The organism is Phaeodactylibacter xiamenensis, from assembly GCF_000759025.1.
Lineage (GTDB): Bacteria > Bacteroidota > Bacteroidia > Chitinophagales > Saprospiraceae > Phaeodactylibacter > Phaeodactylibacter xiamenensis.
Window position 1 is genome coordinate 267,665 of sequence record NZ_JPOS01000038.1, and the last position, 16,419, is coordinate 284,083.

The 16,419-nt window shown below is 51.6% G+C and carries 10 protein-coding genes; 6 read left to right on the forward strand and 4 right to left on the reverse strand.

Features of this window, described 5'->3' with window-relative positions:
- The first annotated feature begins 83 nt into the window (after positions 1 to 83).
- Both IX84_RS15905 and IX84_RS15910 read left to right on the forward strand, forming a co-directional pair.
- Positions 84 to 3,698 (forward strand): hypothetical protein, encoded by a 3,615-nt coding sequence (locus IX84_RS15905; RefSeq protein ID WP_044222870.1) that lies wholly within the window; start codon positions 84 to 86, stop codon positions 3,696 to 3,698.
- Positions 3,689 to 3,889 (forward strand): hypothetical protein, encoded by a 201-nt coding sequence (locus IX84_RS15910; RefSeq protein WP_044222872.1) that lies wholly within the window; start codon positions 3,689 to 3,691, stop codon positions 3,887 to 3,889. Before IX84_RS15905 ends, IX84_RS15910 begins: the two co-directional genes overlap by 10 nt.
- Before the next feature lie 82 nt (positions 3,890 to 3,971).
- Here IX84_RS15910 and IX84_RS15915 read toward each other — a convergent pair whose 3' ends face one another.
- From IX84_RS15915 to IX84_RS15925, 3 genes are read right to left on the reverse strand one after another with little or no spacing between them, the layout of a single operon-like run.
- Entirely contained in the window at positions 3,972 to 4,430 is a 459-nt protein-coding gene (locus IX84_RS15915; protein ID WP_044222874.1) for a GNAT family N-acetyltransferase, read from the reverse strand.
- A gap of 14 nt (positions 4,431 to 4,444) precedes the next feature.
- Positions 4,445 to 4,810 carry a diacylglycerol kinase family protein gene (locus IX84_RS15920; RefSeq protein ID WP_044222876.1) on the reverse strand — a complete coding sequence of 122 codons (366 nt, stop codon included), beginning with the start codon at positions 4,808 to 4,810 and terminating at the stop codon, positions 4,445 to 4,447.
- Position 4,811: 1 nt separating this feature from the next.
- A complete protein-coding gene (locus IX84_RS15925; RefSeq protein WP_052516056.1) occupies positions 4,812 to 7,421 on the reverse strand; it encodes a lamin tail domain-containing protein in 2,610 nt (869 codons plus the stop codon).
- A gap of 181 nt (positions 7,422 to 7,602) precedes the next feature.
- Between IX84_RS15925 and IX84_RS15930 the strand changes: the two genes are divergently transcribed.
- From IX84_RS15930 to ltrA, 4 genes are all read left to right on the forward strand, one after another.
- Positions 7,603 to 8,607 carry an aspartate-semialdehyde dehydrogenase gene (locus IX84_RS15930; protein WP_044222879.1) on the forward strand — a complete coding sequence of 335 codons (1,005 nt, stop codon included), beginning with the start codon at positions 7,603 to 7,605 and terminating at the stop codon, positions 8,605 to 8,607.
- A 104-nt stretch (positions 8,608 to 8,711) separates the two neighbouring features.
- On the forward strand, positions 8,712 to 10,112 hold the full coding sequence (locus IX84_RS15935; RefSeq protein WP_044222882.1) for a coiled-coil domain-containing protein: 1,401 nt from the start codon (positions 8,712 to 8,714) through the stop codon (positions 10,110 to 10,112).
- A gap of 981 nt (positions 10,113 to 11,093) precedes the next feature.
- Positions 11,094 to 11,333: a hypothetical protein gene (locus IX84_RS15940; protein ID WP_044222885.1), complete on the forward strand. Its 240-nt coding sequence runs from the start codon at positions 11,094 to 11,096 to the stop codon at positions 11,331 to 11,333.
- Between the two features lie 548 nt (positions 11,334 to 11,881).
- Positions 11,882 to 13,150, forward strand: a complete 1,269-nt coding sequence (gene ltrA, locus IX84_RS15950) for a group II intron reverse transcriptase/maturase (protein WP_044215669.1) — start codon at positions 11,882 to 11,884, stop codon at positions 13,148 to 13,150.
- A gap of 176 nt (positions 13,151 to 13,326) precedes the next feature.
- On the opposite strand, the gene IX84_RS15955 is transcribed toward ltrA, so the two are convergent.
- A complete protein-coding gene (locus tag IX84_RS15955; RefSeq protein ID WP_052516057.1) occupies positions 13,327 to 15,903 on the reverse strand; it encodes a helix-turn-helix domain-containing protein in 2,577 nt (858 codons plus the stop codon).
- Positions 15,904 to 16,419 lie beyond the last annotated feature (516 nt).

Genomic DNA, 16,419 nt, shown 5'->3' on the forward strand with positions numbered 1-16,419 from the left:
TGCGCGCAACAGACCATAGATACGTCCCCCCCCCCGGATATTACACGCCGGACTGGGTCTTTGCTAACCTCGATTTAAGTGGGTTGTCTACCGGCTTGCTGCAAGAACACGGCACGCCCTTCACGCGCCTCAGCGCCTTCAATGGCGACCCGGACAGCACCACCATCTCCACGCCCCTCCGCTGCCGCCTCGTGCAGGCCACTTTGCTCAGCGCCACCGTCAATGCCAATGCGCAGGTGGATACGGCCGCGCTTCCTGCGGAGTCTGGCTCTGATACCTTCGATTACCAAATTCTGCTCTACGCTTACCATAAACTTAAACCGGATGCGGTCAGCCAAAACCTCATCAGTATCACCAATAATCAGCTGGTAGATATTTCCGGGCCTCAGGATTCGCCTTACAAGCGGGAGTTTGCCATTGCGGCTGCTCCGTGGCGCAAGAAGGCGCTGACGGCCGGGCAGGTTTATGCATTCAGCCCCACCGTGGCGACCAATATTCCGGCACAGTTTGTAACGGGGTACGAAATCAATACGGGGCAGGGGTTCACCGCTGTTGCACCGGGCAGTGTATACACCTTTACGGCATCATCGGGCAGCGAAATGGATTTTGAAGCCCGGGTGACGCTTACCAACGGTAAGGTACTGCTCAGCCGGAGCAAAATGACTGTGACCCCCAACGCCAGTGCGTCCCCGACTATTGACCCGGTTGGCTACTGCGGTGGAGAAGAACCAGAGTTTACCATTGATTTGAGTAGTGCAACACCTGCCTGGGATGATGAAATTGATCGATTATTTGTGCAAACCTCCTGTTGTGATGGCGTCATCCGCCGACCGTTGCTTATTATTGGCGGATTTGAAACGCCCACTTTATTCGACCCGGACATTGAGGATAATCAGGAGAACGGGCACCCTTTCTTTATTGATAATGATTTTGACTTTATAATTGAAAGATTAACAGTAGCTCCAACACCAACTGGGAACCCCATAATCCAAGACCTACTCAACGACGGCTACGACCTCATTTTCCTGGACTTTGACGATGAGACTAAACCTCTGGAGCAAAATGCCCAAGTGGTCAAGCAAGCCATCCGGGAAATCAATGACCGCAAGGTTACCGATGAGCCATTGGTGATTGCTGGCCTAAGCATGGGCGGAGTAGTGGGCAAGCTGGCCCTGCTGGAGATGGAGCGCGATGGGGAAACCCATGATGCCCGTTTGTTCGTCAGTGTGGATTCCCCACTGCGGGGGGCGAATATCCCGCTTGGGTTGCAGCATATGGTCCATCACCTGAATGGTTTAAAGGTGCATGTTGTCCCGGGCGTTGCAAGTATCTCACTAGGCACGTTAGTGCCAGACCTTTCTGGGGCTGCTTTTACTCTAAAACGCCCTTCGGTTCGTCAGTTGTTGACCTACCATAGTGAAGAGGACCTGCTGTTCAATAACTCCTACCGGAGTTTCTATGATTACTTCACGAGCCTGGGCAAACTGCAGCAATGCGAGCATTTGGCGATAGCCGCTGGCTCTCAGATAGGCATTGGGCAGGGCTTTAATCCGCATGATAAACTTGTCTCTCTGGCAGGGACTTCAGGTCAGCTTCTGACCCAGTTTTCTAATTTGGGCAGTGGCTGGAGCCTTCCAATTGATATTGCCAGCAATCTTTTTCTTGGCACAGGTGGATATTTGGACTTTGATGTTTGGTCCTTGCCAGATATGCCCTCGTCTCCAAAGTTTATCTACCGCAACGTGACAGTTGTACGTGTGTTTACTATTCCCGTAGTATTCGACATCGTAAAAGTCCGAGTTTCGGGCACCCAGCCTTTCGATAGTGCTCCGGCAGGACGTTCCGCTCTGGTTGATGATGAAGGCGGGGCATTGCCAGGCCTGCTTCAGCCCAATTTTGGCTTTATTCCAACCATAAGCGCTTTAGAAGTGGGGCCCTATCAGTCTTTAGCAGGGCCACTGAGCGACCCCTTCCAGCCTATCAATGATAACAACGCGGTGCTGGCCTTGTCACAAACGACCATGGACTACATGGTGGCCAACGATGATCCAGACATAGAAAATGCAAATGGGGAACACGATAACCCTTTTAGCGTTGATAACACCGGCATGCTGCTCTCCGTAGCTTCCAATGGGGCAGTAACCCCTGCCACGCTCGACAACCGTACCTTCAACCACGGGGACAGCCCGGAGGTCTATGATTACGCCAACCCTCCTATGCCTTTCCCGGTATATCGCACAGAGCCCATTATCGATGAAGATACCGACATCATCAACGGCGGGCAACTCTGGGTCAACCGGGCCGGGCGAATCGGCTTTACGGATATAGCAGCCAATCTCAATAACGATGAAGTCAGTGATTTTGAGGTCTTCATCCGCAGCAGCTTCTGCGAGGGCGACCCCACCACCCTCACCATCGCCCCCACCGCCCGCATGGAGCTCGGCCAATGGGACGCCGCCGCCGGCATCACCAACACCGCCCAGGTCTACGTGCAGGCAGACGCGACGGTCTCCATTCAAGCCCAGGGCGAGCTGTACATCAATAAAGATTCCCGTTTTATCGTACAGGAGGGGGGCTATACAGAGGTACTTTCCGACGGTCTGCTCAGCGCAGGCTTTGGCGGGCAGGTCCGCATCGAAAAAGGGGGCGAAGCCCGCATTGGCAGTGGGGGCATTTTGCGCGTCAGCCAGGATTCCAAGTGCGTGGTGGAAGACGGCGGCAAGCTGGTACTGGAGCCGGGCGCTATCGTGCAGCTTTGGGACGGGGACGACCCCTTCGGGCGTGCTGTGCTCGAAGTGCAGGGCGAGCTGGAGGTACAGGGCAGCATCGACTTCAGCGGCAATGGCTTCTTTGACTTTTTCCAGAGCCATATTCTCAGCCTTACGGGCGGTATTTTCCGCATCGAAGGGCGGGGCATCGGCAAGCGCTTCCTGCGCCTGCGCAACAATACGACCCTTGATATTGGAGACAATACCGTAGAGCTGCTGGAAGGCCTGGCGGAATACGGTAATTATGCCAAAATCTCCGTAGGGCAGGGCGAAGCCTTTATCTCTAATATGGAGCTGAAGACCGGCGGGCAGACGGCGGTGGGACTGCTGGCTGACGGGGCGACTAAAATCCGTTTTGTGGACAACGAAGCCTACGGGTTTGCCAATGCCGTGGAGGCTTACCATACCTACCCGGCCAATGCGCTGGACTTCCTGTTCTTCCAGAGCGGCTTTTCTGATAACCGGAATTCTATCTGGCTCTCATACGGCAGCAATGCGCGGGTTTGGGACTGCCATTTCAATGGCACCGGCACCGGTGTGAATGCGATGCTGCTCGACAAGCTGCAGTCTGTGCGGGTAGACGCAAGTGTCATTGAAAACTACAACGTGCCAACGGAGCCTGAATATATGACCTGGGGCGCTGTCCACGTCTCCAACGTAGGCGAGTACATCATGAGCGGTGGCGAGCTGTCCAATAATGACGTGGGCTTGTATTGCCCGCCAGGCAAGTATGTTAATGTCACCCTGCGCGGGCAGGCTGAAGTGGCGGATAATGACTTCTATGGGCTCCATATCGTAGAGGGCAACCGGGAAGGCAGCAACTATGGGCTGGTCACGATGGACTGCGCCAGGCTGCTCAATAACGGGCTGGCCGGTATAAAAGGCAGCCCTCCGCCTTCCCCAACCCGGCACAGGACGAAGTGGCGGTAGAGTGGAACCCGGGCGCCCAATTCTCTCTGCGCGCCATTAATGCAGCCGGGCAGGAAGTATGGTCAGGCCTGCTGCCGTCCGGCACCCACCGTTTGCCAGTGGACAGCTGGGCAGAAGGCTGGTACTTCCTGCACTTCACTACCGCAGACGGGCAGCGCGCCCATCAGCTCAAAGTGATGGTGCAGCGGTAAGGCCAGGTGTAGCGTAAGGCTTTATGGACAAGCTCCGGTGGTGTTGGCTGCCGGGGCTTGTCTGTTTTTTCCGGAGGTTGGCCTACCTCAACACCATCCCCACATGCGGGATATCATCTTCCAGATACTCCGCACCCACTTTTTCAAAACCAAAAGATTCATAAAAACGGATCAGGTAAACCTGAGCAGAAATTTTTATGGGGACTTCACCATAAAGGCGGGCACACCAGGCAATACTTTCCCGCATTAGCAATTTCCCGGCACCAGTACGCCGGGCGGTGGGTGAAGTGACCACCCGCCCGATAGAGGCGTAGTCGGGATAAGAAATGCCTGGGGGCAGCAGTCGGGTGTAAGCAATAAGCTTGCCATCCGCATTATATCCCAGCAGGTGGTGCCCCGCTTCATCCTTGCCATCTGCATCGAGGTAAGGACAGTCTTGCTCAACGACAAATACTTCCTGCCGCAGCGCCATGCTGTCGTACAATTCCTGTAGTGATAGCTTCTCAAAGGGCAGGCAATTAAAACTAAGTGGGTTGGTCATGATTCCGGAGCCATTTAAGGGTGAAAAAGGGCAGCAATGTGCGGCCCAAAGATAATCACCCCAATGACAGCGGCACAAATGGCACAAACCAAAACACCGCCCGCCGCCACATCCTTTGCACGGCCGGCAAGCGGGTGGTAGTCCGGAGAGACGAGGTCTGTCAGCTCTTCAATAGCGGTGTTGAGCCCTTCTGCACCCAGCACCAGCGCGACGGCCACAAAAGCCAGGCACCACTCGGTGGCAGTGAGCCCCACGTAAGCACCAAAGCTCAGCGCAAAGGCGGTAATGACCAGATGGATCTGGGCATTCTGCTGAGTACGGATGGTGTACCACAGCCCGCGGAATGCATCTTTGAAGCTCTTAATTCGGCCTGTCCACATTTTAGTCTAATTGTCCGGCAAGCACAACTGCGCGCTTGTCTTTCTCTACAGCGCCATCGGGCCTGAAAAGTTCAAAATACAGGATATAAATGCCGATCCGGGCCGGACTGCCATCGGCAGCGATGCCGTCCCACTTGAAAGTGCCGGTATTCTGAAGGGTTTCATTATTGACCAGGCGGAGCATTTCCCGCCCCTGCGCATCAAATATCCAGACGTTGGCGGTATAGCCCGGCTGATCGGTAGTGTAATCAATCAGCAGCACATCTTCAAAGCCGTCCTCATCGGGAGAAAACCGGGCGCGGGGAATGTTGATGATCTCGTCGAATACCCCTTCCCGCTCAAAAAACTGGGAATTGGGCCCGGTGGGCGTAGCAAAACCAGCAGTAGAGGCGGCAGAGTGCCAGTTGCCATCGTCCTGCGTGCCGGTCATTGGGGAAATGCGCTCCAGGCTGACGCCGTTTTCATCATCAAGTAAGGGGTAATGCAGGTCTTCTGAGTAATCAAAAGCATCGAGTGTGACCCCATTCAGCACGAGGGTCAGATTGCCTTCATCGTTGTCCAGGCCAGGCAGGTCATTCTCCAGCAAGCGGTCGGGGCTGGGCACAGTGTATCGGTTGAGAATATCAGTGGGGTCCTCAGAAAAGACCAGGTAGTCACCGGGGAAAATCAGAAGGTTATCGTCGACGGAAGCTTCCACGCTGCCGCTCAGTTTTAGACGGTTGAGCATTTGCAGCCCGGCCAGGTCTATGATTTTATCACTTTGATTGTACAGCTCAACAAAATCAGAGCCGCCGCTCTCCGGATTGAAGAGGATTTCATTGATGATGATATCCATGGGCTCGGCGGGCTGTGGCAATCCAATAGCAAAAGACTGCTGCTCAAGTGGGTTGCCTATGCAATCGGTGAGGGCTGTAGAAAAGCTGAGGGTATAAGCCTGATCCGGGGATAACTCTCCATCCAACAGTAGCAAAGCGGTCAGCCCGTCCGGCTGTAGCATTACGTCAAGTACGGCTATTGCCGGCTCCAGGGTGTAAGCGCCGGGGGGAGTTACTGTCCCCATATCCATGATCTCACTGAACTGCACCCGGATTTCCATATTGCTTTCCGGCACCACTTTGACCACAGAAGGGGGCGTAGTGTCGAGTGCAGCGCCCAGCAGGCTGTTTTCAAGGCCAGGTGTACCACCGGTTGTGCTTTGGGAGGCCCGCCAGTTGCCGGGGCAGTCGTAAGGGCCTTCCAGGCGGATCAGTTCGAGGCTGTAACCACCATCCGAACGCTCTTCGTCCTGATACCAGGCATCCGTGTAAGTGACTTCAAACAGGGTCGTCCCATTTTCATCAAGGAGGGTAGCGACATCCCCGCCGTTGGAAAGTGCCGGGAAGTCCCCCACGCTAACGGCAGGCCCCAATTCAGTAAAAGCTGTGAGAAAGGCTTCATCGCAAACCGCAACATACTGTCCAGGTTGCAAAAGAAATGAAGATAAAGCCTCCGGGGTGCTACCAGAAGTAATTTGGAGGGTACCCAGGTCAATGACTTTATTGCTGGCATTATACAATTCCAGGTACTCGGCTTCCGGTAATGCCACGGATGGCGTGGGGTCGGGCATCAGCTCAGTGATGATGAGGTCGCCGGGGAGGGCGGGCTGAATATTGAAGTAGGTGAACTCAGCCTGCAGGAGAGCTGCTGTATTTCCTGCTTCATCCTGAATGTTGCTGGCGGTGAGGTTGTAAGTGGCGGTGTTCTCCAAAGCGGTGCCCAATGACAGCAGCACCCGGGTTGGATCTGCCTGCAATTCGGCAGAGACCGGTGTGCCAATTCCATTGCTGATGCTATAATTTGCCGAATTATTGGCAGAGGGTTCGCTTATCGGCTCACTAAATCTTGCCTCTAGTTGAAAAGCGGTGTTCGGAGTGACCTCCAAAAGGGTAGGAGGGGCGGTATCGGTAAAGAGTGGATCAACCAGTACATCATCCATGAAAAACAACTCAGCACGGGTGCTCGTGTAAGTACAGACCCATCCAAAAAAGCTGCCGGTTGGGTAAGTTAAGTCAGTTGCGCTTCCTTCCGGAGTGAAATCGGTGCCTCCGCTGTAGTCGGTTTCCAATGTCCATTCCCCTTCAGCAGAGCGGGTCACCCGTATTCGGGCTAGGGCAGGGTCACTGCCCACGCCCCCAGTGGCACCACTAATCAGTAAGGTGGAAGCGGTCCCGTCCTGCCGAAATAGCTCCACGGCATCATCACTGCCTGAAATACCGCCAATCCGTACATAGTAGCCATTCAGTGCTCCTTTTAAATCTGGAGAGGAGGCAGACAAATAGATGCGGGCGAAGTTGCTGGAAGAAGGGGAGAACTCCGTACGGATATAGAAAGCCCACGTCGTGGCAGCATCCGTTGAGGTAGGCGCCGGAACGTAAAGCAAAGATTCGTTGCTGCTGCCCGGGTCGGTATCCAGCAACTGCAATTCACCATTGGTTACGGCAAACCGGCCGGTATCTCCCAGCCATTCAGGGTTGGAGGAGAAATCGCCATCCGAGAAATCATCCTGAAGTTGAGCGTAAGCCGGGCTTGCAAGGAGGGTTAACGACAGGGACAGGTAATAGAGTGCTTTCATGCCCCAAAAATAGCGAATTCAACACAGCTAAGGAAGGTCAGTGCGGCTGCATCCTTATTTTTTAACGACTGTAGGGGCAAAACCTTTTGGTAATCACTGCAGGGGCTTATCTTTGCGCACCAATTTATTGTAGAAGGTACCAGGCGGGCGCCGCCACCGGTACAAATAAAAGATTGCAACTATGAAAGTCGCTGTTGTTGGTGTAACAGGCCTGGTGGGTACGGTAATGTGCCGGGTACTTGAAGAAAGGAACCTGCCGGTTTCTGAATTTTTGCCAGTCGCTTCTGCCCGTTCGGTAGGCAAAATGGTAAAGTTTAAAGGAGCAGACCACAAAGTGATCAGCATGGAAGACGCCATTGCTGCCCGCCCGGATATTGCCATTTTCTCAGCAGGTGGCGGAACCTCACTGGAGTTTGCGCCTAAGTTTGCGGAAGTGGGCACAACGGTTATCGATAACTCCTCTGCCTGGCGTATGGACCCGGGCAAAAAGCTGGTGGTGCCTGAAATCAACGGCGGGGAACTCACTGCTGCAGACAAGATCATTGCGAACCCCAACTGCTCAACAATTCAAATGGTGCTGGCCTTAGCACCCCTGCACGAAGCTTTTGGCATTAAGCGGGTTGTGGTCTCTACTTATCAGTCTTTTACGGGCACTGGCATGCAGGCTGTGAAACAATATCAGCTGGAGAAAAAAGGGTATAAGCCCAAGGCTGAAGAGATGGCCTATCCGCATCCGATTTTTGAGAATTGCCTGCCGCAGTGTGATGTCTTTCTGGAAAACGATTATACCAAGGAAGAGATGAAGCTGGTGAATGAAACCCGGAAGATTCTCAATGCTCCACAAATTGGCGTAACCGCAACTGCCGTGCGCGTGCCTGTTAACGGCGGGCACTCGGAATCTGTGAATGTGGAGTTCGAACGGCCTTTTGAAGTGGAGAAAGCCATTGAACTGTTGAATAACACGCCGGGCATTAAAGTGCTGCAGGACAACGCCAATAACAATTACCCGATGCCCCGTTTTGCCAAAGACAAAGACGAGGTTTTCGTGGGGCGTATCCGCCGGGATGAGTCTGTTGCCAATGGGCTTAACCTCTGGATTGTGGCCGATAACCTGCGTAAAGGAGCGGCTACAAATGCAGTACAAATTGCCGAACACCTTATTGCCAGCAAACTGATAAATGCTTGATTAGGGCTAAATCCTTAAAAAGCGGGGCATTTTCTTAATTTTGTGAATAGGAACAAAGCCGGGTAGGCCCCGGTCAGAACTTTTGACTTACTACTACGAAGATTATGAAGACAAAGCTTGTACTCTGGGGGACGAATGCACAGGACGAACGCATACTGGTGGCTGTGGAATTATTGGCAGACGATAATCAGGTAAAAATCTACACTTTCCCTGATGCGGTTGCCACTGATGAGTTCTATCAGAAAATGATGGACGACTGGCGCAACGATAAGGAGGTGGAATTCCCGGAAGCGCACATGGTGACAGAACGGGGATTGAATGTTGCTGATTCACTTTTGCCCGAGAGCATTAAAGTAGAGCGCAGTGACCTGGTCACCCGTGCACAAACGGAATGGCAGTTTATTGTACTCTCCTCCAAGCTTAGCGAGGCTTACAAGTCAGAACTGGAAGACCTGCGAGACCGGGTAAGCCGCCTTGATGGCTTTGACAAGCAGATTTGGGAAGAGCTCAGAGGTTTCTGGGATAAGGTACAGGAGCAGGTAACAGACCGTAACCTGTTCCGCGACCATGCAGAGCAACTTCGGGAGCGCACCAACGAGCTCTTTGCAGAAATGAAAGACCTGCGTTCTAAGATGGACCAGGAGTTCAAGGCCAGGTCCAGGGAGAACTACGAGCAGTTTATGGAAAGCCTTGGTGAGCTGGAAGCCAAGATTAAAGAGAATAAGCGCCTTCAATCCGTATTTGATGAATTGAAAAAGGTGCAGCGGCAGTTTAAGAATACCAAATTTACCAGGGAGGACCGCAATAAAGTGTGGAAGCAGCTGGACGGCATGTTCAAAGAGGTAAAAGAAAAGCGCTTTGGAGAGTCTGCAGGGGGAGACCACTCTCCGTTAGAACGATTGAAGAAGCGTTACGATGGTTTGCTTGGCGCTATCAATCGGATGTCGAATTCCATCAAGCGGGATAAAGATGAGCTTAGCTTCCAGCAGCGTAAGGTTGATACCACGGATGGCCAGTTGGAGGCACAGATCCGTACGGCTAAAATCAAAATGGTCGAAGAAAGGATCAACTCCAAGACGGCTAAATTGGATGATATGGAGAAGACAAAGGCAGACCTGGAGCGCCGAATGAAAGTGCTGGAGCAAAAGGAAGCTAAGCGTAAGGAACAGCAGGAAGTTAAGGAGGCGCAAAAGGAGGTGGAAGCTAAAATCAAGCAACAGATTGAGGAAGAGGCGAAGGCCCGGGCAGAAGAGTCAGAAAAACTAAAGGATGCTGCAGAAGCTATAAAGGAGGGCAAAGCTGAAGCGAAGCCCGCTGCGGATTCCCCTAATGCGGAAGGCAAAAAGGACGACTCTGTTGGCGATGCTCTGGCTGCCACGCTTGGCGAATCTTTTGAGGATGTTGTGGACACCATTAAGGCTGTGGCTATGGTGGTATCCGACAAAATCAATGAAGCGGTTGAAGACTGGCAGGAGGGAAGTGCCGATGAAAAAAATCAGGCTTAAGCTCTTCGTACCTCTTGCGTAGCAGGAGTGAAGACTTTGACCAAACTTATTTGAAAGGGGCCAACGGCAATCGCTGTTGGCCCCTTCTGCGTTTATCGTATTGGTTTTTGTTGGGGGGCTTAAGCAATCAGTTCCCTTTTCCTTTCCATAGAATAATTGAGTTGCTATCAACGCTGGAGGGCATGGTTTTATGCCTTTTCTGCGGCATTAAAATCCAATTAACCCTTGTTTTGTTAAAATTTCAGAGAATTTCACAAGAAAAATAATAGTTATTGATGCGATTTGTTTCACATTTATCCTATTAGGGCTTGTATTTATTTGGTTTTTGAGCTCTTGGGGTTTTGGTTTTTTTTCACAAAAGCCCGAATCTGTCTTTGGCTCAGGCAGCAGAAGTCTTCATATTTGTAATGTGATCGGAAGGCATTGAGGAGAGAGACAAGAAAAGTTAATTGAAATATGTTCATGGGATTATAATTTAGTGAAGTGCAGTCCCGGTGGTTTTTGGAAATCGCTGGGACGCACGACTCACTACGTAGTTTGACGGAAATAAGCCAGACCGTTTTTCTCTTTATGCTTTTTCGAAATTCCATAAGCAACTTCCAAGTATTCACTTGCTTATGGAATTTCGAAAAACCTCAAACGGTCTAACTTATTTTGTTTCCGTCTCTATGAGAACACCCACAATAATCCCAACAAAAATAAAAATGGCGGACAAAAGTGTCCGCCAAATTCTAAATCACATTCATGGGATTATGGTCGTCTTGTTGAGATTACGATTTGCTGTGTAGTTTATTCTCTCACTTGTGCGACGAAGATAAAGCAAAACTTCCGTTTCTTCCAAACAGTGCATGCATTTTATTGCGCTGTAACAGAGTTTTTATATCTGTTAAGAAGTTATTTGATTGAGAGTCAGGGAAGTAAGCAAAAGATTATTTTTTGGATATGTTCATGGGATTATAAGTGAAAATCGCGTTCCACTCTATGGAGCGCGATTTTTGTTTGCATGGCATGCAAACATTTTCCGAAGGGCTGAAAGAAGCCCTGGCGCCTAATCGGTGGGAAGCCAATGCGAAGGCAACTGCGTTACTGGCAACGGTAGGGTGGGAAGGAAGCCTTAGCAAGTATGGGGCACGTAGCGGGAGCGAACCGGGAGTGGCGCGGCAGGTGGGTAACCTTGCAAAAAGTGGGAAAGCCCAAAAGCCGGATAACCTGCCACGTTAAAACGGACGGTGTCCCATACAGGAAAGTTTGCTTAACCATGGAAGCCTGTTGGGGTGTCCGGGATTTTTTATCTGGACAAGCAGCTAACAAGTCGCAAGGCGAGGCAGCAGCCACACGCCAGCAGGTGGCAGATGAGCCCGTAGTAGTTTTAAACTCCGAGCCTTTGAAGCTCTGGTAACAGGGTGGAGGATAAAACTTGGAGGACAAGTTGCGATGGCTGACCGCAAAGCTAGTCAACTTGACTTATCAGCGCCAAAAGTGCTGGTAAGCTGCGAAGGGGCGAAGTTAAATCAAAGCGTCTCCCTCCAAGGGGTCGTTAAGGTACAAGTGAAGACAATCGTCGGTGGGACCCCGATGAGGAATTATGGGAAGGTGGTGACGAGCCCAGCCTGACCAATAATCCGCACGAGCGTTGAGTACGGTGGAGCCAGACAGGGTAGATTGCCATAGAGCTAGAAACGCCCTGCCTCCCGCCAGAACAAACAGCCTGCCTTAATTGCACCGCCTGGAGCTCAGAGAAGCTGCAACGTACAAAAGTTTTTTTTTTTATGCGAAAATGGTACAGCCTATACGACAAAGTGTACAGCTGGAAGAACCTCATGGAAGCCTACCAGAAGGTAAAGGCGAACCGGGGCGCTGCCGGAGTAGACGGAGTTCGCATCACCGACTTCGATGAGAAGAGGGTGTCAGAGCTGCGCCGTTTGAAAAAAGAACTCAGGACGAAGGCGTACCGCCCGCAGGCAGTAAAACGGGTGTATATCCCGAAGCCTGACGGCAGCGAACGCCCATTAGGCATACCGACGGTACGCGACCGGGTGGTGCAGCAAGCACTGCTCAACATCCTCCAGCCCATTTTCGAGCCGGGCTTCCACCCATCGAGCTACGGCTACCGCCCCGGGCGCAGCTGCGCCCATGCAGTGGCTAAGGCAGAGCGTTTCAGTAACAAGTGGGGGCTGGCTCATGTCGTTGACATGGACTTGTCGAAGTGCTTCGACACGCTGGACCACGGCTTGATACTGGCAGGGGTGGGGGCTAAAGTAAGCGACGGCAGTGTTTTGGCACTGGTCCGTCAAATACTTGAAACGGGAGTTATGGACGAAGGGGCATACTACCCTGCGGAAGCTGGCAGCCCGCAAGGCGGAGTAATCTCCCCGCTGCTGATGAATATCTATTTGGACAATTTTGACCAGTACATGAAAAGTCAAGGCATCCGGATAGTAAGGTACGCAGACGATATACTGATCTTCGGCTACACGCGCAGTGAAGCGGGCAGGTATCGTTCTATAGCCGCCCAATATCTGGAAGAGGAGCTAAAACTTACGGTCAACGTAAAGAAGACGCACCTCACAACGATATGGGAAGGCATAACGTACCTGGGTTTTATCATCAGCCGGCGGGGTGCGCGCATACACCCAAAGAGCGTGAAGAAGTTTAAGGACAAAGTCCGCAAGCTGACCCCACGCAATTCCGGGCGTAACGTAGAGCACCAGATAAGGGAGCTGTCGATGCTATTGCGGGGTTTTGCCAACTACTTCCGCATTGGGCAAGCCAAGAGCCTGTTCCGTAATTTAATGAGCTGGATACGCCGCCGCCTACGGATGAAGCAGATGCGCGAGTGGAAAAGTTGGAAAGGCTTGCATAAACAGTTACGACGGATGGGTTACAAAGGGAGTTTTGAGAAAATCTCTATGGCCCGCTGGCGCAACGCGAGCTGCAAACTGGTCCACATGGCGCTGCCTAATGAGTGGTTTAATAACCTGCACTTGTACGACATGGAGCGGGTGAAAACCAACACGTTGCATCAATACTATGAATAAGATTTAACAGGAGCCGTGTACGAGGCCCGTACGCACGGTTCTGTGAGAGGGATAAAGTAGAAGGATGCATCCTTCTACTTTACCCTACTCAATTTTTGCCAGAGTATCAACTATTTCGCATAGAGAATAAGCCCGCCCCGATAGTTCAGGAGTAAGCTCAAACGAGGACTTTGTGTTCATGTGTTTAGCATCTCTTCTAACATGGCTTCCATTTTCATTCTCGCTTTCCTATCCTTTGGCCCCGGATTGAGGACTGGGTTTTCGGGTTTTGCCAGGGCTATTTTCAATAAGCCATAGGAATAAGCGCCTCCAAAATGCCTGTGTAAAGTGCTAAGTTTTAACTCCTTCATCTCCCCTGCCTTTTCCTGTATAGCAGCAATGGATTCTGGTTTCAGGAATGAGGTAGCGCTCAGGACACCCTGTTTAATAAAGTGGGCGATATGCCCTTCGATTGTTGATACCGCCAGATTTCGTTCCCTGGCTATCTCCTCAATGGTCATACCTTTCCGGTACCTGGCCAACGTCTCCTCTTTTGTGCCTGTTTTTGTGCCGGTACTTACCGGTTCAGTATTCAGTGGGGTTTTGTTGAATACAGGTGGTGGTTCAACTCCCTGTCTGCTGCAATAATCCTGCACCATTTTCAACAAGGCTGCTCCGTATTGTTCCAACCGCTTTTTACCGATGCCGTAACTGCGCTTCAGTGATTCAGGTGTATTGGGCAGATGAGTTGCAATATGGAACAGAGCCTGGTTAGGTAGAATTCGGAAGATGGGCAGAGATTGTGCATTTGCTTCCGACCGCCGCCATTCAATCAGTTGCTGCAACAGCTCAGGGTGGGGCACCTTTTCCCGACTGAGTTTAGCAACTGTTGGGGCTACCGGAGCCGATGGCTGCTGCCTGAAGTCCAGCATGGCGTCCGTTTTTGCCCGGAGCAAGTCAGCCGGAGAGAAGCCGGAAGCGGTCTTGCTCAGCCCCTTCAGTTTGATGAAGACTTCTTCGTGTAGTTGCTCCAGTGCCTCCTGTATGGTCTCCTCGGTTTTTTGGTTATCGGTTTCAATAGAAATGGTTTTTAGAGGCTCCAGAACGGAGGCCTTCAACTGACTGGCAAACCAGGCTGCTGCCTGTTTAGTGCGATCTTGCAGCGCTGCGTTTTCTGCGGGCATGCCTCCCTCCTGAAAGAAGGCCTGCAGCTGAGCCTGAAAGCGCTGCCCTACCGGATAAAGCTCCTGTTCTGCGAAGTTCCAGACTTCCTGAAAAGGCGCTACCGCACCCGGCAGTAATTTGTGTTCATATTCCAGCAATAAACGCTGGGCGCGCTGCATGTGCTTTTTCAAGATCCGGAAGTCGAACAATTCCTGCAGCATGGATTGCTGAAAAGCGACTTTAGCATCCTGCAATTTGGCATCATCCGGCGCATTGCGTTCTGCCTCATCAGAAAATTGCTGCACCTTAGTGTCCGTCCTGACGCTGGAGCTTCGGATACGCGAGCGCAGCACAATACCCTCAAAGGTCTTGCACCGGCTTAGCGCCACATACACCTGGCCGTGCGCAAAAGCCGCCTGCGCATCTAAAATCACCCGCTCAAAGGTCAGCCCCTGACTCTTATGGATGGTGATGGCCCAGGCCAATCTCAAAGGGTACTGCGTGAAGGTGCCAACGACATTTTCTTCCACTTCCTTCACCCGTTCGTTGAGCTTGTACTTGCGATTTTGCCATTCCTCTCTGCCCACTGTAATATCCGAATCGTCGCCCGGGCATTGCACGGTGATTCCTTTTTCCTCATCGATCGATATGATTTTACCAATCTTACCATTATAGTAGCGGCGGTCAGTACTATTGTCATTTTTGATGAACATCACCTGTGCCCCCACTTTAAGGTGCAGCTCTTCGTCAGCCGGATAGGCGTGGGCAGGAAAGTCGCCACTGATTTTCGCTGCAAACCGGTGTACTTCGCCTGGAAGCGCGGACAATTGTTCTGCATTGATGGTATTGGCGCTGTAATTATGGGTGGTGAGGGTGATATAATCATCTTTGTCCGGCAATTGGTCAAGCGGCTGATACCGGCTGTTGAGCGTCTCCAGGACTACTTCATCTATCTGATTATTGCGCACCTTATTTAAAAGGTGGATAAAGGTATCGTCTGATTGCCGGTAAATATGTTTTAGCTGAATGGTCACGGGCTCCGTTAGCTGCAAGGCTTTGCTGCTGAAGAAAAAAGGAGTGTTATAATATGAACGCAACAGTCCCCATTCCTCGTCCTTCACGACCGGAGGCAGCTGATGTAAATCTCCAATCAACAGCAGTTGGACACCACCAAAAGGTTGGTGTGGAGTCCGGTAGCGGCGCAGCACCTCGTCGATGCCGTCGAGCACATCTGCCCGCACCATGCTTATTTCGTCAATAATAAGCAGGTCAAGCGCCCGCAGTAGCCTCGCCTTTTTTCGGCTGAGCCGCCGGAACAGCCGGTTGTCCCGTTTATTCCCGGGCACAATAGGCCCGAAAGGCAATTGGAACAGGGAGTGGATTGTCTGCCCGCCCGCATTAATCGCAGCTACGCCGGTAGGGGCGACCACTGCCAGCCGTTTGGGTGGTTTGGCTTTGAGGGTCTTCAAAAAGGTAGTCTTGCCGGTTCCGGCTTTGCCAGTCAGGAAAATACATTTGTTGGTATGAGTTACGAATTCGCGCGCGAGCTCCAACTCGGGGTTGTGTCCCGCCTTCGTGGAACCAGGGCGGGCGGAGTGTGATTTTGTCATGGTTTTTCAGGGGTTGGTGATACAGAGAATAATTTTCGCCCCTAAAAATACATTTTTTGTGTTTTTGTTCAAAGTTTTAAAACGGAAAATTTATCAAAAGGCAGGTGTTCTGTTTGTTTTTCACCCCTGTGCTCCACCACATCAGCCAGGAAAAGATCCCGTTTGCAGGTCAAAGAAGCGACACGGCTAATGTAAACACTGAGTTGAAGCGATATAAAGTGTGGGATATCCTGAGTGAGCAATTACATTCTCAATTCCGTTGGTTGGAAAGGTCGTGGAGACCGCTGGTAGCTGGTAGGTTTGTACAAGCCGTATAGTCCCCAACAGGAAGGTGTCAGCGTGCTTAATAATTTTTTCCCCTCCCAAGGGTAAGATTTCCCCATACCAAACGATAGGTTGATAAATTACTTCATCATTCAATCCTGTTTAACATGAAAGCAGCATCAGTCTATCGAACAGTTGTAACATCTTCCTCCGCTTTCTTGTCCGTACGATGTGTCCCCGTCATACTAGCAT

Coding starts and splice junctions, on each gene's coding strand:
- IX84_RS15930 (WP_044222879.1), top strand. CDS start 7,603: ATGAAAGTCGCTGTTGTTGGTGTAACAGGCCTGGTGGGTACGGTAATG.
- IX84_RS15940 (WP_044222885.1), top strand. CDS start 11,094: ATGGAGCGCGATTTTTGTTTGCATGGCATGCAAACATTTTCCGAAGGG.
- IX84_RS15920 (WP_044222876.1), bottom strand. CDS start 4,810: ATGTGGACAGGCCGAATTAAGAGCTTCAAAGATGCATTCCGCGGGCTG.
- ltrA (WP_044215669.1), top strand. CDS start 11,882: ATGCGAAAATGGTACAGCCTATACGACAAAGTGTACAGCTGGAAGAAC.
- IX84_RS15925 (WP_052516056.1), bottom strand. CDS start 7,421: ATGAAAGCACTCTATTACCTGTCCCTGTCGTTAACCCTCCTTGCAAGC.
- IX84_RS15955 (WP_052516057.1), bottom strand. CDS start 15,903: ATGACAAAATCACACTCCGCCCGCCCTGGTTCCACGAAGGCGGGACAC.
- IX84_RS15915 (WP_044222874.1), bottom strand. CDS start 4,430: ATGACCAACCCACTTAGTTTTAATTGCCTGCCCTTTGAGAAGCTATCA.
- IX84_RS15935 (WP_044222882.1), top strand. CDS start 8,712: ATGAAGACAAAGCTTGTACTCTGGGGGACGAATGCACAGGACGAACGC.